We start from the raw sequence: 23,674 nt of genomic DNA, 5'->3' as shown, positions 1-23,674 counted from the left end.
AGGCTGCCCGCTCACGCGCGCAGCCTCTTTGTCAAAACGGCCAAGGGTTTATAAGATCCGCCGCCGCTGGCACCAAAATGGTGCCACGCTACAGTTAGCAGGCTGCAAACAGCCCGCACGAATTTTCTAAAAGTACGCCGCAGGAGAGACTCGCAATGGCTCAGCAGGTGAGTGGACGCCAACCTCGCTATAAACGCATTTTGCTCAAACTTAGCGGCGAGGCCCTGATGGGCTCGGAAGACTTCGGGATCGACCCGAAGGTGCTGGATCGCATGGCCCTTGAAGTTGGCCAGCTGGTAGGGATCGGTGTCCAGGTCGGCCTGGTGATCGGCGGTGGCAACCTGTTCCGTGGCGCCGCACTCAGCGCAGCCGGCATGGACCGCGTCACCGGTGACCACATGGGCATGCTCGCCACCGTCATGAACGGCCTGGCCATGCGCGACGCGCTGGAGCGCTCGAACATCCCGGCCCTGGTCATGTCGGCCATTTCCATGGTCGGTGTCACCGATCATTACGATCGTCGCAAAGCTATTCGCCACCTCAACTCCGGGGATGTGGTAATTTTCTCCGCCGGTACCGGCAACCCGTTCTTCACCACCGATTCCGCAGCGTGCCTGCGTGGCATCGAAATCGATGCAGATGTGGTGCTGAAGGCTACCAAGGTTGACGGCGTGTACACTGCCGATCCATTCAAGGACCCGCATGCCGAGAAGTTCGATCACCTGACCTACGACGAGGTCCTGGATCGCAAGCTCGGTGTCATGGACTTGACCGCAATCTGTCTGTGCCGTGACCACAAGATGCCGTTGCGGGTATTCAACATGAACAAGCCTGGCTCCCTGCTGAATATCGTAGTGGGTGGCGCCGAAGGCACATTGATCGAGGAAGGCCAAGCATGATCAACGACATCAAGAAAGACGCGCAGGAGCGCATGACCAAGTCCCTCGAGGCCCTGGGCCGCAACCTGGCGGCAATCCGCACCGGTCGCGCTCACCCAAGCATCCTGGATACCGTCAAGGTCACTGCCTGGGGCAGCGAAATGCCGCTGAACCAGGTGGCCGCGATCTCCGTCGAAGATGCCCGCACCCTGAAGATCGTCGCCCACGACAAGAACCTCAGTGCCGCCATCGAAAAGGCCATCCTGAACTCCGACCTGGGCCTGAACCCGATGAGCGCCGGTACCACCATCCGCGTGCCGATGCCGGCCCTGACCGAGGAAACCCGCAAGGGCTACACCAAGCAGGCCAGCGGTGTTGCCGAGGACGCCAAGGTAGCCGTGCGTAACGTGCGCCGTGACGCCCTTGCCGACCTGAAGAAGCTGACCAAGGACAAGGCAATCAGCGAAGACGACGAGCGCCGCGCCGCTGACGAGATCCAGAAGCTGACCGACAAGTTCGTTGCCGAAGTGGATGCTGCCTTCAAAGCCAAGGAAAAGGACCTGATGGCCGTTTAAGGCCGGGGTTTTTTAATGGAAAAGACCAAGCCAGCGGCGCCGTCCTCGGTGCCGCGTCATGTCGCGATCATCATGGATGGCAACAACCGCTGGGCGAAAAAACGCCTGCTGCCCGGCGTTGCCGGGCACAAGGCGGGTGTCGACGCCGTTCGCGCGGTCATCGAAGTCTGTGCCAAGTCCGGGGTCGAGGTACTGACCCTGTTCGCCTTCTCCAGCGAAAACTGGCAGCGCCCGGCCGAAGAGGTGGGTGCGCTGATGGAGCTGTTCTTCTCGGCCCTGCGCCGTGAGGCCAAGCGCCTCAACGAGAACAATATCAGCCTGCGCATCATCGGTGACCGTTCGCGTTTCCACCCTGAATTGCAGGCTGCCATGCGCGAGGCCGAGGCCCAGACCGCGGGCAGCAACCGTTTCATCCTGCAGATTGCCGCCAACTACGGTGGCCAGTGGGACATCGCCCAGGCCGCCCAGCGGTTGGCGCGGGAAGTGCAAGCCGGGCACCTGCGCCCGGAAGACATCACCCCGGGCCTGCTGCAGACCTGCCTGGCAACCGGCGAGCTACCGTTGCCGGACCTGTGCATCCGCACCGGTGGCGAGCACCGCATCAGTAATTTCCTGCTGTGGCAGCTGGCCTATGCCGAGCTGTATTTCTCCGACCTGTACTGGCCGGACTTCAAACACGAGGCCATGCGCAATGCCCTGGCCGATTTCGCTTCGCGCCAGCGCCGCTTCGGTAAGACCAGCGAGCAGGTCGAGGCTGGAGCTCGTGCTTAATGCTTAAACAACGCATCATTACCGCGCTGATCCTGCTGCCGATCGCGCTGGGCGGTTTCTTCCTGCTCAACGGTGGGGACTTCGCCCTGTTCATCGGCTTCGTGGTGACCCTCGGTGCCTGGGAGTGGGCGCGCCTGGCCGGGCTGATGGCCCAACCGCTGCGCATAGCTTATGCCGCGGTGGTCGCCGGGGCGCTGATGCTGCTGTATATCCTTCCGGAGCTGGCGCCCTGGGTGCTCGGCGCTGCGGTGATCTGGTGGGGGCTGGCCACCTGGCTGGTGCTTACCTACCCGCGCAGCAGCGAACTGTGGGCCAGTGCCGCCTGCCGGTTGCTGATCGGCCTGCTGGTGTTGCTGCCAGCCTGGCAAGGGCTGGTGCTGCTCAAGCACTGGCCCTTGGGCAACTGGCTGATCCTGTCGGTCATGGTGCTGGTGTGGGCTGCCGACATTGGCGCGTACTTCTCTGGCCGGGCATTCGGCAAGCGCAAGCTGGCCCCGCAGGTCAGCCCGGGCAAAAGCTGGGAAGGCGTGTATGGCGGCCTGGCAGTCAGCTTGCTGATTACCCTGGGGGTCGGCATCAGCCGCGACTGGGGCGTTGGCCAGATCCTGCTGGGCCTGCTGGGCGCTGCGTTGCTGGTGATGGCCTCGGTGGTCGGTGACCTGACCGAGAGCATGTTCAAGCGCCGCTCTGGTATCAAGGACAGCAGCAACCTGCTGCCCGGTCATGGTGGCGTGCTGGATCGCATCGACAGCCTGACTGCCGCGATCCCGATCTTCGCCGTGCTGCTGTGGGCTGCCGAATGGGGTGTGATGTGAGTCGCCCGCAGCGTATTACCGTGCTTGGGGCCACCGGTTCCATCGGCCTGAGCACGCTGGACGTGATTGCGCGGCACCCTGATCGCTACCAGGCGTTCGCCCTCAGTGGCTATTCGCGGGTCGATGAACTGTTGGCCCTGTGTGTGCGCCATCGCCCGGCGTTCGCTGTGGTGCCGAGTGCCGAGGCGGCCGTGAGGCTGCGTGCAGGCCTGGCAGCGGCCGGTTGTGCCACCGAAGTGCTGGAAGGCGAGGCCGGGCTGTGCCAGGTGGCGTCGGCGGCCGAGGTGGATGCCGTGATGGCGGCGATCGTCGGTGCTGCCGGCTTGCGCCCTACCTTGGCAGCCGTCGAGGCGGGCAAGAAGGTGTTGCTGGCCAACAAGGAAGCGCTGGTGATGTCGGGCGCGCTGTTCATGGAGGCGGTGCGGCGCAATGGTGCCGTACTGCTGCCGATCGACAGCGAGCACAATGCAATCTTCCAGTGCATGCCTGGCGACTATGCCCGTGGCCTGAGCGCCGTGGGCGTGCGCCGGATCCTGCTTACTGCCTCGGGTGGGCCGTTCCGTGAGACGCCGGTAGAGGCGCTGCTGGATGTGACCCCGGAGCAAGCCTGCGCGCACCCCAACTGGTCGATGGGTCGCAAGATTTCCGTCGATTCGGCCAGCATGATGAACAAGGGCCTGGAGCTGATCGAAGCCTGCTGGTTGTTCGATGCTGCGCCGGCCAAGGTCGAAGTGGTGGTGCATCCACAGAGCGTGATCCACTCGCTGGTCGACTATGTGGACGGCTCTGTACTGGCGCAGTTGGGCAACCCGGACATGCGCACGCCGATCGCCAACGCGCTGGCCTGGCCTGAGCGGATCGATTCCGGCGTGGCACCGCTGGACCTGTTCGCCATCGCCCGTCTGGATTTCCAGGCGCCCGACGAGCAACGTTTCCCTTGCCTGCGCCTGGCGCGACAGGCAGCCGAGGCCGGCAACAGCGCACCCGCGGTGCTCAATGCGGCCAACGAAGTGGCGGTCGAGGCATTTCTCGAGCGGCGTATCCGCTTCCCGGAAATCGCGGGTATGATCGAGCAAGTGCTTGATCAGGAGCCCGTTGTGCCGCTGCCGTCGCTGGACGCGGTGTTCGCCGCCGACCAGCGTGCCCGGGAGCTTTCCCGTGAGTGGCTGAGGCGTCACGGTCGCTGACGCAGGCCTGCCCAGGTTCATGAGGGGCCAGGCGTGAAGCCGGCCCGCTGAACATCATTCGGAGATGGACATGACAGCGCTCTACATGATTATCGGCACCCTCGTGGCCTTGGGTGTGCTGGTTACCTTCCACGAATTTGGCCACTTCTGGGTGGCGCGCCGCTGCGGCGTCAAGGTGCTGCGCTTCTCGGTGGGCTTCGGCACGCCGCTGCTGCGCTGGCATGACCGCCACGGCACGGAGTTCGTGGTGGCGGCCATCCCATTGGGCGGCTACGTGAAAATGCTCGACGAGCGCGAAGGCGATGTGCCGGCCGCATTGGCCGGGCAGTCGTTCAACCGCAAGTCGGTGCGCCAGCGTATCGCGATCGTCGCGGCTGGCCCGATCGCCAACTTCCTGCTGGCGATCCTGTTCTTCTGGGTGCTGGCGATGCTGGGTACCCAGCAAATCCGCCCCGTCATCGGTGCTGTCGATACTGGCAGCCTGGCGGCATCGGCGGGGCTGACCGCAGGTCAGGAAATCGTCTCTATCGACGGCAAGCCGACCAACGGTTGGTCGGCGGTCAATTTGCAGTTGGTTCGCCGCCTGGGCGAAAGCGGTACCTTGCAGGTTGGCGTGCGCGACGAAGGCGCGAGCGCCGAGCGCCAGTTGCAGGTCAAGCTGGACAGCTGGCTTAAAGGCGCTGATGAGCCTGACCCGATCCAGTCCCTCGGGTTGCACCCTTGGCGCCCGGCGATTGCGCCCGTGCTGGCCGAGATCGATCCGAAGGGGCCTGCGGCCGCTGCCGGCCTGAAAACCGGCGACAAGCTGCTGGCAGTCGACGGCGTGGCGGTGACCGAATGGCAGCAGGTGGTCGACCGTGTACGCGCCCGCCCGGATGCCGAGGTGCTGGTGCGCGTGGCGCGTGACGGCGCGGCCCTGGACGTGCCGGTGACCCTGGCCCACAAGGGCGAGGGCAAGGCCCTGGGGGGGTACCTGGGTGCGGGGGTAAAAGGTGGCGAATGGCCTGCCGACATGCTCCGCGAAGTCAGCTACGGCCCGCTTGATGCGGTGGGTGAGGGCCTGTCGCGCACCTGGAACATGAGTGTGCTGACCCTCGAATCGTTGAAGAAAATGCTGTTCGGGGAGCTCTCGGTAAAAAACTTGAGTGGACCGATAACCATTGCTAAAGTGGCGGGCGCTTCAGCCCAGTCCGGCGTGGGGGATTTCCTGAATTTCCTGGCCTACCTGAGCATAAGCCTGGGGGTTCTTAACCTGCTGCCCATTCCTGTACTGGATGGGGGGCATTTGCTGTTTTACCTGGTCGAGTGGGCGCGCGGTCGTCCGCTGTCGGATCGGGTGCAAGGTTGGGGGGTCCAGATCGGTATCAGTTTGGTCATAGGGGTGATGTTGCTCGCCCTGATCAACGATCTGGGTCGACTATAAAGCTTCGCTCAATTGCGAACCTGCTGCTGTTTTGCTGCAGCGGGTTGTTTATTGCCAGTTGGAATAAAAGGACTTCATGAAACGTCTGCTGCTAACTGCGGTCATGTCCGCACTGATGATCGCTGAAGTTCACGCCGAGTCCTTCACCATCTCCGATATTCGCGTCAACGGCCTGCAGCGGGTTTCCGCCGGCAGCGTGTTCGGTGCTCTGCCGCTGAACGTCGGCGACCAGGCCGATGACCGCCGCCTGGTGGACTCGACCCGTTCCCTGTTCAAGACCGGGTTCTTCCAGGACATCCAGTTGAACCGCGATGGCAATGTGCTGATCATCAACGTGGTCGAGCGCCCGTCGGTGTCGAGCATCGAGATCGAAGGCAACAAGGCGATCAGCACCGAAGACCTGATGAAGGGCCTGAAGCAATCGGGCCTGGCCGAAGGCGAGATCTTCCAGCGTGCCACCCTCGAAGGCGTGCGTAACGAGCTGCAGCGCCAGTATGTGGCCCAGGGCCGCTACTCGGCCGAGGTCGACGCCGAGGTGGTGCCGCAGCCGCGCAACCGTGTGGCGCTGAAGATCAAGATCAACGAAGGCACCGTCGCTGCCATCCAGCACATCAACATCGTTGGCAACAACGTGTTCGACGATGACACCCTGGGCCAGCTGTTCGAGCTGAAGACCACCAACTGGCTGTCGTTCTTCAAGAACGACGACAAGTACGCCCGCGAAAAACTCTCCGGTGACCTGGAGCGCCTGCGTTCCTACTACCTGGACCGCGGCTACATCAACATGGACATCGCCTCCACCCAGGTGTCGATCACCCCGGACAAGAAGCACGTCTACATCACCGTCAACATCAACGAAGGCGAGAAGTACACCGTTCGCGACGTGAAGCTGTCCGGTGACCTCAAGGTGCCGGAAGACCAGGTCAAGTCGCTGCTGCTGGTGCAGCCGGGCCAGGTATTCTCGCGCAAGGTGATGACCACCACGTCCGAGCTGATTACCCGCCGCCTGGGTAACGAAGGCTACACCTTCGCCAACGTCAACGGTGTGCCACAGCCGAACGACCAGGACCACACGGTCGACATCATGTTCGTGGTCGACCCGGGCAAGCGTGCCTACGTCAACCGCATCAACTACCGCGGCAACACCAAGACCGAAGACGAAGTGCTGCGTCGCGAGATGCGCCAGATGGAAGGCGGCTGGGCGTCGACCTACCTGATCGACCAGTCCAAGACCCGCCTCGAGCGGTTGGGCTTCTTCAAGGAAGTCAACGTCGAGACCCCGCCGGTGCCGGGCACCGATGACCAGGTCGACGTCAACTACAGTGTCGAAGAGCAGGCCTCCGGTTCGATCACCGCCAGCGTCGGTTTCGCCCAGAGCGCCGGCCTGATCCTGGGTGGTTCGATCAGCCAGAGCAACTTCCTCGGTACCGGTAACAAGGTATCCGTCGGCCTGACCCGTTCGGAATACCAGACCCGCTACAACTTCGGCTTCGTGGACCCCTACTTCACGGCCGACGGCGTGAGCCTGGGCTACAACGCCTTCTACCGCAGCACCGACTACGATGACCTCGACGTCGACGTGGCCAGCTATGCGGTCGACAGCTACGGTGCCGGCGTGAGCCTGGGTTACCCGATCAGCGAAACCTCGCGCCTGACCTACGGCCTGAGCGTACAGCAGGACAAGATCAAGACCGGCAAGTACACCGTTGACGAGATCTTCGACTTCCTCGACCAGGAAGGCGACAACTTCCTCAACTTCAAGGCTTCGATCGGCTGGTCCGAGTCGACCCTGAACAAGGGCGTACTGGCGACCCGTGGTCACTCGCAAAGCCTGACCCTGGAATCGACCATTCCAGGCAGCGACCTGTCGTTCTTCAAGCTTGACTACCGTGGCCAGCTGTTCCAGCCGATCAGCAACGACTACACCCTGCGCCTGCACACCGAGCTGGGCTATGGTGATGGTTACGGCAGCACCTCCGGCCTGCCGTTCTACGAGAACTACTTCGCGGGTGGCTTCAACTCCGTCCGTGGCTTCAAGGACAGCAGCCTGGGCCCACGCAGTACTCCGAGCCGCGGTGAAGGCAACCCGGGTGGCAAGCCCGGTACCATCGCCGACCCGGACCAGGATCCGCTGCCGTTCGGTGGTAACGTGTTGGTGCAAGGCGGTGTAGAACTGCTGTTCCCGCTGCCGTTCGTCAAGGACCAGCGCTCGCTGCGCACCTCCGTGTTCTGGGACGTGGGTAACGTGTTCGACACCAATTGCGGCAACAAGCCTGATTGCGAAAAGGTCGGCTTCTCGGGCATGGCCAGCTCGGTCGGTCTGGGCGTGACCTGGATTACCGCACTGGGCCCGCTGAGCTTCAGCCTGGCAATGCCGGTCAAGAAGCCGGACGATGCCGATACCCAGGTGTTCCAATTCTCTCTGGGCCAGACCTTCTAAGGTCGGCCCCTGCTTAATGACAACGGTTTATCCAGGAGTGCATCGTGCGTAAATTGGCTCAATTGGCCGTAGTGGCCGCGGCGCTGGTCGCCACCCCGGCATTCGCCGAAATGAAGGTTGCCGTCCTGAACTATCAGATGGCCCTGCTTGAATCGGATGCCGCCAAGAAGTACGCGGTCGATGCCGAGAAAAAATTCGGCCCGCAACTGACCAAGCTGAAAAGCCTGGAAAGCAGCGCCAAGGGCATCCAGGACCGCCTGATCAAGGGCGGCGACAAGATGCAGCAGCAGGAGCGTGAGCGCCTGGAGCTCGAGTTCAAGCAAAAAGCCCGTGACTTCCAGTTCCAGTCCAAGGAGCTGAACGAAGCCAAGGCCGTTGCTGACCGTGACATGCTCAAGCAACTGAAGCCGAAGCTGGATGGCGCTGTCGAAGAAGTGATCAAGAAGGGCGGTTTCGACCTGGTCCTCGAGCGTGGCGCGGTCATTGATGTCAAACCTCAGTACGACATCACCCGCCAGGTCATCGAGCGCATGAACCAAGCCCGTTGATATGAGTGTGACCATGACGCTAGGCCAGTTGGCCGAGGCCCTCGGTGCCACCCTCAAGGGGCCCGAGGCGCTGCAGATTACCGGGCTGGCCACCTTGCAAGAGGCTGGCCCCGGTCAGTTGAGCTTCCTCGCCAACCCGCAGTACCGCAAATACCTGGATAACTGCCAGGCGGGTGCGGTATTGCTCAAGGCTGCGGATGCCGAAAGCTTCGCCGGCAATGCCCTGATCGTAGCCGACCCGTACCAGGCGTATGCGCGTATTTCCCACCTGTTCGACCCCAAACCCAAGGCTGTGGCGGGAATCCATCCCAGCGCCGTGGTGGCTGAGGACGCACAGGTGGACGCCAGCGCCAGCATCGGGCCGTTCGCGGTTATCGAAAGCGGTGCGCGTATCGAGGCAAACGTATGCATCGGCGCACATTGCTTCATCGGCGCGCGTTGCGTTGTCGGTGAGGGTGGCTGGCTGGCGCCGCGGGTGACGTTGTACCACGACGTCACCATCGGCAAGCGTGTGGTCATACAGTCGGGTGCCGTGATCGGCGGCGAAGGCTTCGGCTTTGCCAACGAGAAGGGCATCTGGCGCAAGATCGCCCAGATTGGCGGCGTCACCATTGGTGATGACGTGGAAATCGGTGTCAATACCGCGGTTGACCGTGGCGCGCTGTCCGACACGCGGATTGGTGACGGGGTCAAGCTCGACAACCAGATCCAGATCGCCCACAACGTACAGATCGGTGACCACACCGCCATGGCCGCTTGTGTGGGCATCTCGGGCAGTACGCGCATCGGCAAGCATTGCATGCTGGCCGGCGGCGTTGGCCTGGTGGGGCATATTGATGTTTGCGACAACGTATTTATTTCCGGCATGACCATGGTAACCCGTTCGATCACCGAACCCGGGTCCTATTCATCCGGCACAGCCATGCAGCCGTTGGCTGACTGGCGCAAGAGCGCTGCGCGTATCCGCCAGCTCGATGACATGGCCAAGCGCCTTCAGCAGCTGGAAAAACGCGTCGATACCGTGACCTCAGGTGGCCTGCCGACATCAGAAGGCTGATACCATTCCCTGAGCAAGAGTGAACAGTCGCTAGCTGGCTCCTCTTTGGATTGCAAAAGGAGCGTGCGGTCAGCACCTGCGCTCCCTATTCTTATTACAGGCTTCCCCCCGAAATGATGGACATCAACGAGATTCGCGAATACCTGCCTCACCGTTACCCGTTCCTGCTGGTGGACCGTGTGACGGATCTGGACTTCGAGGCCCAGAGCATTCGTGCCTACAAGAATGTCAGCATCAATGAGCCGTTCTTCAATGGCCACTTCCCGGGTCATCCAATCATGCCGGGCGTTTTGATCATCGAAGCCATGGCCCAGGCGGCCGGGATTCTGGGTTTCAAGATACTCGATGCCAAGCCGGCCGATGGCACCCTGTATTACTTCGTCGGTTCCGACAAACTGCGTTTCCGTCAGCCGGTACTGCCGGGTGACCAGTTGGTGCTGGAAGCCAAGTTCCTCAGCCGCAAGCGCATGGTATGGAAGTTCGAATGCCGCGCCCTGGTGGACGGCAAGCCGGTTTGCTCGGCAGAAATCACCTGCGCGGAACAGACCCTATGAATTCGATTGATCCTCGGGCCATTATCGATCCGTCGGCCAAGCTAGCCGATGGCGTCGAGGTCGGCCCTTGGTCGATCGTTGGCCCTGATGTAGAAGTCGGGGAGGGCACCGTCATCGGCCCGCATGTTGTGCTCAAGGGGCCGACCCGTATCGGCAAGCACAACCGTATCTTTCAGTTTTCCTCGATTGGCGAAGACACCCCGGACCTCAAGTACAAGGGTGAGCCCACACGCCTGGTAATTGGCGACCACAACGTGATCCGTGAAGGGGTGACCATTCACCGCGGAACCGTTCAGGACCGCGCCGAAACCACCGTGGGCGACCATAACCTGATCATGGCCTATGCCCACATCGGCCACGACAGCGTCATTGGCAACCACTGCATCCTGGTCAACAACACGGCATTGGCCGGCCATGTACATGTGGGCGACTGGGCGATCCTCTCCGGTTATACCCTGGTGCACCAGTATTGCCATATCGGTGCTCACGCGTTTTCCGGCATGGGCACGGCGATCGGCAAAGATGTTCCGGCGTTCGTGACCGTGTTCGGTAGCCCGGCCGAAGCCCGCAGCATGAACTTCGAAGGCATGCGCCGCCGCGGTTTCAGCGACGAGGTGATCCATGTGCTGCGCCGTTGCTACAAGATTGTCTACCGTCAGGGCCTGACCGTCGAAGACGCGCTCAAGGAACTGGCCGAGCCTGCCGCGCAACACCCTGAGGTCGAGCTGTTCCGCCAGTCGATCGTGAACTCCGCCCGCGGCATTACCCGCTGATATGGCCCAGCTTTGCGTAGCGCTGGTCGCCGGTGAGGCCAGCGGCGACATTCTGGGTTCAGGTTTGATGCGTGCCCTCAAGGCACGCCACCCTGATGTACGGTTTATCGGCGTTGGCGGCCCGCTGATGGAGGCCGAAGGCCTGCAATCGTACTTTCCGATGGAACGCCTGGCGGTCATGGGCCTGGTCGAAGTGCTGGGTCGTCTGCGCGAACTGCTCAAGCGGCGCAAGTTGCTGATCCAGACCCTGATCAATGAAAAGCCGGATGTGTTCATCGGTATCGACGCCCCTGACTTTACCCTCAACATCGAACTGAAACTGCGCCAGGCCGGGATCAAGACCGTGCACTACGTGAGCCCGTCGGTCTGGGCCTGGCGGCAGAAGCGTGTGCTGAAGATTCGTGAAGGCTGCGACCTGATGCTGACACTGCTGCCGTTCGAGGCGCGGTTCTATGAAGAGCAGGGCGTGCCGGTGCGTTTTGTCGGCCACCCGCTGGCTGACACCATCCCGCTGCAAGCTGACCGCCCGGCCGCGCGTGCCGCACTGGGGCTTGGCGAAGGGCCTGTGGTGGCACTGATGCCGGGCAGCCGGGGTGGCGAGGTAGGGCGCCTGGGTGCGTTGTTCCTCAATGCTGCCGAGCGCTTGAGCCAGCAGGTGCCGGGGGTGCGTTTCGTGCTGCCTTGCGCCAACGCTGCGCGGCGCGCCCAGGTCGAACAGATGCTCGAAGGTCGGCAATTGCCGCTGACCCTGCTCGATGGCCAGTCGCACCAGGCGCTGGCAGCCTGTGACGCGGTGTTGATCGCCTCGGGTACCGCCACCCTCGAAGCCTTGCTGTACAAGCGGCCGATGGTGGTGGCCTACCGCCTGGCGCCGCTGACCTACTGGATTCTCAAGCGCCTGGTGAAAAGCCCCTACGTGTCGTTGCCGAACCTGCTGGCCCAGCGTGAGCTGGTGCCTGAGTTGCTGCAGGACGACGCCACCAGCGAAGCGTTGGCCAATACGTTGGCACCGCTGGTGCGTGATGGTAGCCAGCAAACCGAACGTTTCGACGAAATTCACCGCACCCTGCGCCGCGACGCCTCCAACCAGGCGGCCGAGGCGGTACTGGCCCTGCTCAAGGACCGCTGACATGCAAATTGGACTGGACTTCAACTTGGTCGAAGACCTGGTCGCCGGCGTTGACGAAGTGGGCCGCGGCCCGCTGTGCGGCGCGGTGGTAACGGCGGCGGTAATCCTCGACCCGGCGCGGCCAATCCTCGGCCTGAACGACTCGAAAAAACTCACCGAAGCCAAGCGTGAGGCACTGTTCGACGAGATCTGCGAAAAGGCCCTGAGCTTTTGCATCGCCCGCGCCGAGGTCGAGGAAATCGACCGCCTGAACATCCTGCAGGCCACCATGCTGGCCATGCAGCGCGCGGTCGAAGGCCTGCACGTTACGCCGAAGCTGGCCCTGATTGACGGTAACCGATGCCCGAAACTGGCGGTACCGGCAGCGCCGGTGGTCAAAGGGGATAGCCAGGTGCCGGCCATTGCAGCCGCTTCGATCCTGGCCAAGGTGACCCGTGACCGCGAGATGAGCGCTTTCGAGCTGATCTACCCGGGGTATGGCATGGGTGGACACAAGGGTTATCCGACGCCGGTGCACCTTGAGGCTTTGGCGCGGTTGGGGCCTACGCCCATTCATCGGCGGTCCTTCGCCCCGGTGCGGGCGGCCTGGGAAGCGCGTGAAGGCGTCATCGATTCCCTGATCTGACCTGTTGGCACGCTCCTGCAGGCGTTACGCTAACCCCTGTGGGAGCGGCTTTAGCCGCGAACACCGGCGCAGCCGGTGCCATTCACCGCGTTGGGCTCTTCGCGGGTGAACCCGCTCCTACAGGGTCCGCGGCGGGCTCATATTCTTTGGTCACTGTGCGACACCGCAACCCAAATCCCATCCCTATTTAAGCTACAATCCCGCCCTTGTCGTTCAGCACTGCTACAGGATCTTCCATGTCGGTTCCCTTCGTTCACCTGCGCGTCCACTCCGAATTCTCGCTGGTCGACGGCCTGGTGCGGATCAAACCGCTGGCCAAGGCGCTGGCCGGGATGAACATGCCGGCGGTGGCCATCACCGACCAGAGCAACATGTGCTCGCTGGTCAAGTTCTACAAGACCGCCATGGGCGCCGGCATCAAGCCGATCTGTGGTGCTGACCTGTGGCTGGCCGGCGCCGACCCGGAAGCCCCGCTGTCGCGCATCTGCTTCCTGGCCATGGACCCCCAAGGCTACCGCAACCTCACCGAACTGATTTCGCGCGGCTGGACCGACGGCCAGCGCAACGGCCTGGTGATCCTGCAACGTGAATGGATCGCGCCTGCCAGCGAGGGCCTGATCGCCCTGTCCGCAGGCAAGGAGGGCGACATTGGCATGGCCCTGCTGTCGGGGCGTGACGATGAGGCGGCGGCGCTGCTGCAGGACTGGATGGGCATGTTCCCCGAGCGCTTCTACGTCGAAGTGCAGCGCACCAATCGCGCCCGCGACGAAGAGTACGTGCACGCTGCCGTGGCCCTGGCCGACAAGCTTGGCGCGCCACTGGTGGCCACCAACGATGTGCGTTTCATCAAGCAGACCGACTTCGACGCCCACGAAACCCGTGTGTGCATCGGTGAAGGCTGGACCCTCGACGACCCGCGCCGCCCGCGTGGCTACAGCGACCAGCAGTACCTGAAGTCGGCCGAGGAAATGGCCGAGCTGTTCAGCGACCTGCCCGATGCCATTGCCAACACCGTCGAGATCGCCAAGCGTTGCAACATCCAGGTACAGCTGGGCAAGTACTTCCTGCCTGACTTCCCCACGCCCAACGGCATGGGCATCGACGATTACCTGCGGCATGTGTCCCACGAAGGCCTGGAAGAGCGCCTGGCAGTGCTGTGGCCGAAAGACACCACGCCCAACTATGAAGAGAAGCGCCAAGTTTACCTGGACCGCCTGAAGTTCGAGCTGGACATCATCATCCAGATGGGCTTCCCCGGTTACTTCCTGATCGTTATGGACTTCATCAAGTGGGCCAAGAACAACGACGTACCGGTTGGCCCGGGCCGTGGTTCGGGTGCCGGCTCGCTGGTGGCCTACGTACTGAAGATCACCGACCTCGACCCGCTGGCCTACGACCTGCTGTTCGAGCGCTTCCTCAACCCTGAACGGGTTTCCATGCCCGACTTCGACGTCGACTTCTGCATGGACGGCCGTGACCGGGTGATCGACTACGTGGCCGAGGCTTATGGCCGCAACGCGGTCAGCCAGATCATCACCTTCGGTACCATGGCCGCCAAGGCGGTGGTACGTGACGTGGCGCGGGTGCAGGGCAAGTCCTACGGCCTGGCCGACCGCCTGTCGAAGATGATCCCGTTTGAAGTGGGCATGACCCTGGAGAAGGCCTACGAGCAGGAAGAAATCCTGCGCGACTTCCTCAAAAGCGATGAGGACGGCCGCGAAATCTGGGACATGGCCCTGAAACTGGAAGGCGTGACCCGGGGTACCGGCAAGCACGCCGGTGGTGTGGTAATTGCCCCAACCAAGCTCACCGACTTTTCGCCGATCGCCTGTGACGAAGAGGGCGGCGGCCTGGTAACCCAGTTCGACAAGGATGACGTCGAGGCCGCCGGCCTGGTGAAGTTCGACTTCCTCGGCCTGCGTACCCTGACCATCATCAAATGGGCGATGGAAATCATCAACCGCGAGCAGGCCAAGAAAAACCTGCCCGACGTCAACATCGACTTCATCCCGCTGGACGACCGCAAGACCTACGAGCTGCTGCAGAAGGCCGAAACCACAGCGGTGTTCCAGCTTGAATCGCGCGGCATGAAGGAGCTGATCAAGAAGCTCAAGCCCGACTGCCTGGAAGACCTCATCGCACTGGTGGCACTGTTCCGCCCGGGCCCGCTGCAATCGGGCATGGTGGACGACTTCATCAACCGCAAGCACGGCCGCGCCGAGCTGGCCTACCCGCATGCGGACTACCAGTATGAAGGCCTCAAGCCGGTACTGGCACCGACCTATGGCATCATCCTGTACCAGGAACAGGTGATGCAGATTGCCCAGGTCATGGCCGGCTATACCCTCGGCGGCGCCGACATGTTGCGCCGGGCAATGGGTAAGAAAAAGCCCGAGGAAATGGCCAAGCAGCGCGGTGGTTTCATCGAAGGTTGCGTCGCCAACAATATCGATGCGGACCTGGCCGGTAACATCTTCGACCTGGTAGAAAAGTTTGCCGGTTACGGCTTCAACAAATCCCACTCCGCCGCCTATGGCCTGGTGTCGTACCAGACCGCCTGGCTGAAAACCCACTACCCGGCGCCGTTCATGGCGGCGGTACTGTCGGCGGACATGCACAACACCGACAAGGTGGTGGTGCTGGTCGAGGAAGTGCGCAGCATGAAGCTGCGCCTCGACGCGCCAGACGTGAACTTCTCCGACTTCAAGTTCACCGTGAACAATGATGGCCGTATCGTCTACGGCCTGGGCGCCATCAAGGGCGTCGGCGAAGGCCCGGTGGAGGCCATCGTCGAAGCCCGTGCCCAGGGCGGGCCGTTCAAGGACCTGTTCGATTTCTGTGAACGCATCGACCTCAAGCGGGTCAACAAACGTACCCTGGATGCGCTGGTGCGCAGCGGCGCGCTGGATCGCCTGGGCCCGCACTTCCATGACGAGATCAAGGCCTACCAGGCCAACATCGACATCAACCGGGCGACCCTGCTCTCGGCGCTGGGCGAAGCCATCAAGGCCGCCGAGCAGGCCGCGCATACCGCTGACAGCGGCCACGTCGACCTGTTCGGCAGTATGTTCGACGCCGTGGATGTGGATGTTTACGCCAACCACCGCAAGGTGCGCGAACTGACCCTGAAGGAGCGCCTGAAGGGCGAAAAGGACACCCTTGGCCTGTACCTGACCGGCCACCCGATCGACGAGTACGAGACCGAGATCCGCCGCTTTGCCCGCCAGCGCATCATCGACCTCAAGCCGTCACGCGAAACCCAGACCATCGCCGGCATGATCATTGCCCTGCGGGTGATGAAGAACAAGAAGGGTGACAAGATGGGCTTTGTCACCCTGGACGACCGCTCCGGGCGTATCGAGGCCTCGCTGTTTGCCGACGCCTACATCGCGGCACAGTCCTTGCTGCAGAACGACGCCATGGTGGTGGTCGAGGGCGAAGTCAGCAATGACGACTTCTCCGGTGGCCTGCGCCTGCGGGTGAAGCAGGTAATGACCATGGAAGACGCACGCACCAAGCTGGCCGAGAGCCTGCGCCTGAAGGTGGCGCACGAAGCGCTGAAGGGCGACCGCCTGAAGTGGCTGGGTGAGCTGATCACCCGCCACCGCGGTGCGTGCCCGATCACCCTGGAGTACACCGGCAGTGACGCCAAGGCCATGCTGCAGTTCGGCGAGCAGTGGGCGATCGACCCGGCTGACGGGCTGATTCAGGCACTGCGTGACCAGTTCGGGCGTGAGAACGTCTTCCTGCAATATCGTTGAACCGACAAAAATTTAATCTCGACCTGAATGCGCCTGATCCCTTAAGGTAGGGCGCCAAACGGATCAACCGGCCGGCCGCCTGGCCGTAGACCCAAGACGGATGACTATGAACCCGAATTTTCTCGATTTCGAACAGCCGATTGCCGACCTGCAAGCCAAGATTGAAGGCCTGCGCCTGGTGGGCAACGACAACTCGCTGAACATCAGCGATGAAATTGCCCGTCTGCAAGACAAGAGCAACACCCTGACCGAAAGCATCTTCGGCAACCTGACCAGCTGGCAGATCGCCCGCCTGGCCCGCCACCCGCGTCGTCCATACACCCTGGACTACCTGGAGCACATCTTCACCGAATTCGAAGAGCTGCACGGCGACCGCCACTTCTCCGACGACGCCGCCATCGTGGGCGGTACCGCACGCCTGGACGGCAAGCCGGTCATGGTCATCGGCCACCAGAAGGGCCGTGAAGTGCGCGAAAAGGTACGCCGCAACTTCGGCATGCCGCGCCCTGAAGGCTACCGCAAGGCCTGTCGCCTGATGGAAATGGCCGAGCGCTTCAAAATGCCGATCCTGACCTTCATCGATACCCCGGGCGCCTACCCGGGCATCGACGCCGAAGAGCGCAACCAGAGCGAAGCCATTGCCTGGAACCTGCGTGTGATGGCACGCCTGAAAACCCCGATCATCGCCACCGTGATCGGTGAAGGCGGTTCCGGCGGTGCACTGGCCATTGGCGTGTGCGACCAGCTGAACATGCTGCAGTATTCCACCTACTCGGTGATCTCGCCGGAAGGCTGTGCGTCGATCCTGTGGAAGACGGCCGACAAGGCGGCTGACGCAGCTGAGGCCATGGGCATTACTGCCGAGCGCCTGAAGAGCCTGAACATTGTCGACAAGGTCATCCAGGAGCCGCTGGGCGGCGCCCACCGTGACCCGGCCACCATGTCGGAAAGCATCCGCGCCGACCTGGTGCAGCAGCTGGACATGCTCGGCAAGTTCGACAACGACGCGCTGCTGGCCCGCCGTTACGAGCGCCTGATGAGCTACGGCCTCTGATTCTGTGATCTAGCCCTGGTGCCGCTGCGCGGCCCTTGTGGTTGATGGCACCGGCTTCGCCGGTGTTCGCGGGTGAACCCGCTCCCACAGGTACAGCGTAGCCCACTGGGGCGGCGCGATCCCTGTGGGAGCGGGTTTACCCGCGAATGCTTCCTTGAATGGAGTGCGGGTTCGATGATCAACCTCACCCCCTGGCTCAACGCCCCCACCTGGTACATCGCCTTCTCTGGCGGCCTTGATTCCACCGTTCTCCTGCACCTGCTGGCCGACTACGCCCGCAACCACGCCTCACCCCCGCTGCGCGCCATCCACATCCACCACGGCCTGCAACCCGCCGCCGACGCCTGGCCCGCCCACTGCCAAGCCATCTGCGACAACCTCGGCATCGAACTCCAGGTCACCCACGTCCAGGTCACCCCCGGCGCCAGCCTTGAACAGGCCGCCCGCGACGCCCGCTATGCTGCCTTCAGGCAAGCCCTCGGCCCCGGCGATATCCTGTTCACCGGGCAACACCGCGACGACCAGGCCGAGACCCTGCTGTTCCGCCTGCTACGCGGCGCCGGCCTGCGCGGCCTGGCCGCCATGCCGGGGCAGCGGGCGCTGGGGCAGGGTAGCCTGGCCAGGCCATTGCTGGGCTGTTCCCGGCAACAGTTGCAGGACTACGCCAAGGCCCACGGGCTGAGCTGGATCGAAGACCCCTCAAACGCCGACACACAATTTGCCCGCAACTACCTGCGCAGCGACGTGTTCCCGCGCTTGCAGCAGCGTTGGCCGCAGGCTGCCCGGAATTTCGCCCGGGCCGCAGATCATCTGGGCGAGGCACTGGGCCTGCTGGACGAGTTGGCACAGGCTGACCTGGCGCTGGCGGGGGAGGGGGCGCCCGTCGCCTGGCCGGGCCTGGACTCCCTCGACCTGGCCACGCTCGCGGCCCTGTCGCCGGCCCGCCAGCGCAATGCCCTGCAATACTGGCTGAGCCAACGCACCCGCCTGCCCGACACCCGGCATTGGGCCGGTTGGGCGGACCTGCGCGACGCCGCCGCCGATGCCCAGCCGGTCTGGCGATTGGCCGATGGGCAACTGCTGCGCAGCCATGGGCGCATCTGGTGGTTGAGTGGCGACTGGCTGCAGCCGCCCACTGGTCAGCTGGCCTGGGTCGATACAAGCCAGCCGTTGCCGCTGCCCGGCAACGGTACCGTGCGTCTTGTTGGCGCAGCACCGCTGAACGGTTTGCGCGTTGCCTACCGCCAGGGCGGCGAAATTGTCGAGCTTGCCGGCCGTGGCCGGCGCGACCTCAAGCGCCTGCTCAATGAGCTGCACGTGCCGCATTTCCTGCGTGCGCGCCTGCCGCTGCTGTATTACGGCGAGCGCCTGCTGGCGGTGGCCAACCTGCCGGGCCTGGTGCAGGCGGATTGCCAGTTACATTGGCAGTTACCGACGAACGCGCAAGGTTTGAGCTGAAGGGTACATTCCGGTAGACTACCCTCCCTTCTTGATACAACTTCTGTGGGTTCCGCGAAAACACAGCAGTTGCCGATTACCAAGCAGTTTTTTGCTGGGCTGATTCTGGAAATGACGAGCGAGCTCCATGCCGGGGATATCCCTGGTCTGTACAGACGCGGCAGTTTTTCGAGATGCACTGTGATTGACGCAGGTGATCGGGGGCTTCGGCCTTCCTTCGCTTTCTCCGGCGGCGCTGGCCGCCTTAACGCAGACTTCTAGGGTTTTTCATGACGCGCTACATATTCGTCACGGGCGGTGTTGTTTCTTCATTGGGGAAAGGCATTGCCTCGGCTTCCCTGGCGGCCATCCTGGAAGCGCGGGGCCTGAAGGTCACCATGCTCAAACTGGATCCGTACATCAACGTCGATCCGGGCACCATGAGCCCGTTCCAGCATGGTGAAGTGTTCGTCACCCACGATGGCGCCGAGACCGACCTCGACCTGGGCCACTACGAGCGGTTCATCCGCACCACCATGACCCAGAACAACAACTTCACCACTGGCCGTATCTACGAGCACGTGCTGCGCAAGGAGCGCCGTGGTGATTACCTGGGCGCGACCATCCAGGTCATCCCGCACATCACCGACGAAATCAAGCGTCGCATCATCAAGGGCGCCGGCGATGCCGACGTGGCCCTGGTGGAAATCGGCGGTACCGTGGGTGACATCGAGTCGCAGCCGTTCCTCGAGGCAATTCGCCAGCTGCGTGTCGAAGTGGGCTCCAAGCGCGCCATGCTGATGCACCTGACCCTGGTCCCGTACATCGCCACCGCTGGCGAAACCAAGACCAAGCCGACCCAGCACTCGGTCAAGGAGCTGCGCTCCATCGGCCTGCAGCCAGACGTGCTGATCTGCCGCTCCGACCACCCGGTCGATGCCTCGTCGCGTCGCAAGATCGCGCTGTTCACCAACGTTGAAGAGCGTGCGGTGATTTCGCTGGAAGACGTCGACACCATCTACAAGATCCCGGGCGTGCTGCACGCACAGGGCCTGGACGACTTCGTCGTCGAGCGCTTCGGCCTGCAGTGCAATGGTGCCGACCTGTCCGAGTGGGACAAGGTAGTCGATGCCAAGCTCAACCCGGAGCAGGAAGTGACCATCGCCATGGTCGGCAAGTACATGGAGCTGCTGGATGCGTACAAGTCGCTGATCGAAGCGATGAGCCACGCCGGCATCACCAACCGTACCAAGGTCAACCTGCGCTACATCGACTCGGAAGACATCGAGAACCAGGGCACCAGCCTGCTCGAAGGCGCCGATGCCATCCTCGTACCAGGCGGTTTCGGCCTGCGTGGCGTGGAAGGCAAGATCACCGCGGTGCAATACGCCCGTGAGAACAAGGTGCCATACCTGGGTATCTGCCTGGGCATGCAGGTCGCGGTCATCGAGTTCGCCCGTAACGTGGTGGGCTGGAAAGACGCCAACTCCACCGAGTTCGACCGCAACAGCGGCCACCCGGTGGTCGGCCTGATCACCGAGTGGGCCGATGCCACCGGTGCCGTCGAAACCCGCGACGAAGCTTCCGACCTGGGCGGCACCATGCGCCTGGGCGCACAGGACTGCCAGCTGGCAGCGGGTTCGAAGGTGCACGACTGCTACGGCAAGGACGTGATCACCGAGCGTCACCGTCACCGTTACGAGGTCAACAACAACCTGCTGCCGCAGCTGGTTGACGCTGGCCTGGTGGTCTCCGGCCGTTCCGAAGACGGTGCGCTGGTCGAAGTGGTCGAGTCCAAGGACCACCCATGGTTCGTCGCCTGCCAGTTCCACCCGGAGTTCACCTCCACCCCGCGTGACGGTCACCCGCTGTTCAGCGGCTTCGTCAAGGCGGCCCTGGCCCAGAAGAACAAGGCCTGATTATTTCAGGTCTTTGATGAGTTTTCCGACGGTTAAGTCCGCGCAAGGCTCATTTCTCGGGTAAAGTACGCCCCGATCTACCCCTGACCGCTCGGTCAGGGGTTGCTTTTGCCAGGCCTGCCTGCTGCGTCCCTGCCTGGTGAAAGGCAAGAATTCCCTAAGCTGCGTTGTTTTCGTCAATTCTGGAGTGCTTACAACAATGGCAAAAATCGTCGACATCAAAGGTCGTGAAGTTCTCGACTCGCGTGGCAACCCCACCGTGGAAGCCGATGTACTGCTCGACAACGGCATCATCGGCAGCGCTTGCGCGCCGTCCGGTGCTTCCACCGGCTCGCGCGAAGCGCTGGAGCTGCGTGATGGCGACAAGAGCCGTTACCTGGGCAAGGGCGTGCTGAAGGCCGTTGGCAACATCAATGGCCCGATCCGTGAGCTGCTGTTGGGCAAGGACCCTTCCGACCAGAAGGCCCTGGACCGCGCCATGATCGAACTGGACGGTACCGAGAACAAGGCCAAGCTGGGCGCCAACGCCATCCTGGCTGTTTCCCTGGCTGCCGCCAAGGCTGCTGCCCAGGACCAGGACCTGCCGCTGTACGCGCACATCGCCAACCTGAACGGCACCCCGGGCCAGTACTCGATGCCAGTACCGATGATGAACATCATCAACGGTGGCGAGCACGCCGACAACAACGTCGACATCCAGGAGTTCATGGTGCAGCCGGTTGGCGCCAAGACCTTCTCCGATGGCCTGCGCATGGGTACCGAAATCTTCCACCACCTCAAAGCCGTGCTGAAGGCCCGTGGCCTGAATACTGCCGTAGGTGACGAAGGTGGTTTCGCCCCGAACCTGGCTTCCAACGAAGACGCCCTGGGCGCCATCGCCGAAGCCGTTGAAAAAGCCGGCTACAAGCTGGGCACCGACGTGACCCTGGCCCTGGACTGCGCGGCTTCCGAATTCTACGAAGACGGCAAGTACAACCTGTCCGGCGAAGGCAAGTCGTTCGACGCCGAAGGCTTCGCCGACTACCTGAAAGGCCTGACCGAGCGCTTCCCGATCATCTCGATCGAAGATGGCCTGGACGAGTCTGACTGGGCTGGCTGGAAAATCCTCACCGACAAGATTGGTGAAAAAGTCCAGCTGGTTGGCGACGACCTGTTCGTGACCAACACCAAGATCCTCAAGGAAGGCATCGAGAAGGGCATCGGTAACTCGATCCTGATCAAGTTCAACCAGATCGGCTCGCTGACCGAAACCCTGGAAGCCATCCAGATGGCCAAGGCTGCCGGCTACACCGCAGTGATCTCGCACCGCTCCGGTGAAACCGAAGACTCGACCATTGCCGACCTGGCCGTGGGTACTGCTGCTGGCCAGATCAAGACCGGTTCGCTGTGCCGTTCCGACCGCGTTTCCAAGTACAACCAGCTGCTGCGTATCGAAGAGCAACTGGGCGCCAAAGCGGTTTACCGTGGTCGTGCCGAGTTTCGCGGCTAAGCAAGAGATGGTAAAAAGGCAGCAGCCGGAGTTGTAGGAACGTTCGTACTGAACTTTCCTACATTCCAACGGGTTTCTGTCAACGAAGCCTGGCCTCGGCCAGGCTTCGTGCTATTCGAGGCCCCGTAAAATGTACACGGCAGCCTTTTCAACCTGGATAACGTGATGCGCAGTCCCTATTGGGTGTTCCTTATTCTGCTCCTGCTGTTGGGTGGCCTGCAGTACCGCCTGTGGGTGGGCAACGGCAGCCTGGCGCAAGTGACCGAGCTGAAGCAGCAGATTGCTGACCAGCACGCCGAGAACGAGCGCTTGCTCGAGCGCAATCGCGTGCTCGATGCAGAAGTGCTGGAGCTGAAAAAAGGCATGGAGACCGTTGAAGAGCGGGCTCGCCATGAATTGGGGATGGTCAAAGAGGGTGAAACCCTCTTCCAGTTGCCACAGAAATGATCGATACCTTGCCGGCCTTCTGGGCCGTGATTCCTGCTGCGGGCGTTGGTGCCCGCATGGCTGCCGACCGCCCCAAGCAGTACCTGGAGCTGGCCGGGCAGACCCTTCTCGAGCACAGCCTCGACTGTTTTCTTGGCCACCCGGCGCTAAAAGGCGTGGTGGTCAGCATTGCCGAACACGACCCGTACTGGCCCGGCCTGCGCTGCGCCAGTGACCCGCGCATCCAGCGCGCGGCGGGTGGGCGCGAGCGCGCCGACTCGGTACTTAACGCCTTGCTGCTGCTGCATGCCCAGGGGGCGGCGGACAGCGACTGGGTGCTGGTGCATGATGCCGCGCGGCCGAACCTGGCGCGTAGCGACCTGGACAAGCTGTTGGCGGAACTGGCAGACGACCCGGTGGGCGGCCTGCTGGCGGTGCCGGCGCGCGATACCCTCAAGCGTGCCGATGGCAAGGGCCGGGTGAGCGCTACCGTGGACCGCAGCACCATCTGGCAGGCCTACACGCCGCAGATGTTCCGCCTTGGGGCCTTGCACCGGGCGTTGGCCGAGTGCCTGGTGTCGGATGTGGTCGTGACCGATGAAGCTTCTGCCATCGAATGGTCCGGGCAGGCGCCGCGGCTGGTCGAAGGGCGCAGCGACAACATCAAGGTGACCCGGCCGGAAGACCTGGAGTGGTTGCGGCAGCGTTGGGCTGGGCGGCGCTGAATCGCTTACTCCTGTGTCGGCCTCTTCGCGGGTAAACTGAACTGGCCTAATGATCCCGGACACCTCTTAAGGGCGATATGATTCGCCC

The 23,674-nt window shown here is 62.7% G+C and carries 20 protein-coding genes; all 20 read left to right on the top strand.

The genetic code is table 11. The features are described from left to right. Positions 1 to 155: 155 nt before the first annotated feature. The 20 genes from pyrH (at position 156) to ispD (ending at position 23,586) form a co-directional block, all read left to right on the top strand. Positions 156 to 899 carry a UMP kinase gene (pyrH, locus tag IAE39_RS13330; protein ID WP_201203084.1) on the top strand — a complete coding sequence of 248 codons (744 nt, stop codon included), beginning with the start codon at positions 156 to 158 and terminating at the stop codon, positions 897 to 899. Next, positions 896 to 1,453, top strand: a complete 558-nt coding sequence (gene frr / locus IAE39_RS13325) for a ribosome recycling factor (RefSeq protein ID WP_201203083.1) — start codon at positions 896 to 898, stop codon at positions 1,451 to 1,453. Before pyrH ends, frr begins: the two co-directional genes overlap by 4 nt. Positions 1,454 to 1,468: 15 nt before the next feature. Continuing rightward, entirely contained in the window at positions 1,469 to 2,224 is a 756-nt protein-coding gene (gene uppS / locus IAE39_RS13320; protein ID WP_201203082.1) for a polyprenyl diphosphate synthase, read from the top strand. Then, on the top strand, positions 2,224 to 3,039 hold the full coding sequence (locus tag IAE39_RS13315) for a phosphatidate cytidylyltransferase (RefSeq protein ID WP_201203078.1): 816 nt from the start codon (positions 2,224 to 2,226) through the stop codon (positions 3,037 to 3,039). Before uppS ends, IAE39_RS13315 begins: the two co-directional genes overlap by 1 nt. Beyond that, entirely contained in the window at positions 3,036 to 4,226 is a 1,191-nt protein-coding gene (gene ispC, locus IAE39_RS13310; protein WP_201203077.1) for a 1-deoxy-D-xylulose-5-phosphate reductoisomerase, read from the top strand. Before IAE39_RS13315 ends, ispC begins: the two co-directional genes overlap by 4 nt. Positions 4,227 to 4,296: 70 nt before the next feature. Beyond that, positions 4,297 to 5,649 carry an RIP metalloprotease RseP gene (gene rseP / locus IAE39_RS13305; protein ID WP_201203075.1) on the top strand — a complete coding sequence of 451 codons (1,353 nt, stop codon included), beginning with the start codon at positions 4,297 to 4,299 and terminating at the stop codon, positions 5,647 to 5,649. A 76-nt stretch (positions 5,650 to 5,725) separates the two neighbouring features. Beyond that, positions 5,726 to 8,089: an outer membrane protein assembly factor BamA gene (gene bamA / locus IAE39_RS13300; protein WP_201203068.1), complete on the top strand. Its 2,364-nt coding sequence runs from the start codon at positions 5,726 to 5,728 to the stop codon at positions 8,087 to 8,089. 44 nt (positions 8,090 to 8,133) lie between these two features. Next, positions 8,134 to 8,637 (top strand): OmpH family outer membrane protein, encoded by a 504-nt coding sequence (locus tag IAE39_RS13295; protein WP_012270843.1) that lies wholly within the window; start codon positions 8,134 to 8,136, stop codon positions 8,635 to 8,637. A gap of 1 nt (position 8,638) precedes the next feature. Then, a complete protein-coding gene (gene lpxD, locus IAE39_RS13290) occupies positions 8,639 to 9,694 on the top strand; it encodes a UDP-3-O-(3-hydroxymyristoyl)glucosamine N-acyltransferase (RefSeq protein ID WP_201203066.1) in 1,056 nt (351 codons plus the stop codon). A gap of 113 nt (positions 9,695 to 9,807) precedes the next feature. Further along, positions 9,808 to 10,248, top strand: a complete 441-nt coding sequence (gene fabZ, locus IAE39_RS13285; RefSeq protein WP_201203065.1) for a 3-hydroxyacyl-ACP dehydratase FabZ — start codon at positions 9,808 to 9,810, stop codon at positions 10,246 to 10,248. Continuing rightward, positions 10,245 to 11,021: an acyl-ACP--UDP-N-acetylglucosamine O-acyltransferase gene (gene lpxA / locus IAE39_RS13280; protein WP_201203064.1), complete on the top strand. Its 777-nt coding sequence runs from the start codon at positions 10,245 to 10,247 to the stop codon at positions 11,019 to 11,021. Before fabZ ends, lpxA begins: the two co-directional genes overlap by 4 nt. Position 11,022: 1 nt before the next feature. Continuing rightward, complete coding sequence (lpxB, locus tag IAE39_RS13275; protein WP_201203063.1) at positions 11,023 to 12,150, top strand: lipid-A-disaccharide synthase; 1,128 nt, start codon at positions 11,023 to 11,025, stop codon at positions 12,148 to 12,150. Between the two features lies 1 nt (position 12,151). Beyond that, positions 12,152 to 12,775 (top strand): ribonuclease HII, encoded by a 624-nt coding sequence (gene rnhB / locus IAE39_RS13270; RefSeq protein ID WP_201203062.1) that lies wholly within the window; start codon positions 12,152 to 12,154, stop codon positions 12,773 to 12,775. Between the two features lie 236 nt (positions 12,776 to 13,011). Then, a complete protein-coding gene (gene dnaE / locus IAE39_RS13265; protein WP_201203061.1) occupies positions 13,012 to 16,536 on the top strand; it encodes a DNA polymerase III subunit alpha in 3,525 nt (1,174 codons plus the stop codon). Between the two features lie 106 nt (positions 16,537 to 16,642). After that, entirely contained in the window at positions 16,643 to 17,590 is a 948-nt protein-coding gene (locus IAE39_RS13260) for an acetyl-CoA carboxylase carboxyltransferase subunit alpha (protein ID WP_201203059.1), read from the top strand. 174 nt (positions 17,591 to 17,764) lie between these two features. Then, positions 17,765 to 19,048, top strand: a complete 1,284-nt coding sequence (gene tilS / locus IAE39_RS13255) for a tRNA lysidine(34) synthetase TilS (RefSeq protein WP_201203050.1) — start codon at positions 17,765 to 17,767, stop codon at positions 19,046 to 19,048. A gap of 269 nt (positions 19,049 to 19,317) precedes the next feature. Continuing rightward, entirely contained in the window at positions 19,318 to 20,946 is a 1,629-nt protein-coding gene (locus IAE39_RS13250) for a CTP synthase (protein WP_201203048.1), read from the top strand. 199 nt (positions 20,947 to 21,145) lie between these two features. Next, complete coding sequence (gene eno, locus IAE39_RS13245; RefSeq protein WP_201203040.1) at positions 21,146 to 22,435, top strand: phosphopyruvate hydratase; 1,290 nt, start codon at positions 21,146 to 21,148, stop codon at positions 22,433 to 22,435. 165 nt (positions 22,436 to 22,600) lie between these two features. Further along, the gene (gene ftsB, locus IAE39_RS13240) at positions 22,601 to 22,882 is read left to right on the top strand and encodes a cell division protein FtsB (RefSeq protein WP_201203038.1); all 282 of its coding nucleotides are present in this window, start codon (positions 22,601 to 22,603) and stop codon (positions 22,880 to 22,882) included. Further along, a complete protein-coding gene (gene ispD / locus IAE39_RS13235) occupies positions 22,879 to 23,586 on the top strand; it encodes a 2-C-methyl-D-erythritol 4-phosphate cytidylyltransferase (protein WP_201203030.1) in 708 nt (235 codons plus the stop codon). Before ftsB ends, ispD begins: the two co-directional genes overlap by 4 nt. Positions 23,587 to 23,674 lie beyond the last annotated feature (88 nt).

This window comes from Pseudomonas sp. S37, assembly GCF_016658545.1.
Classification (GTDB): Bacteria; Pseudomonadota; Gammaproteobacteria; order Pseudomonadales; family Pseudomonadaceae; genus Aquipseudomonas.
Note: the sequence above shows the minus strand (reverse complement) of the source record. Positions and strands in the feature narration are given on the sequence as shown.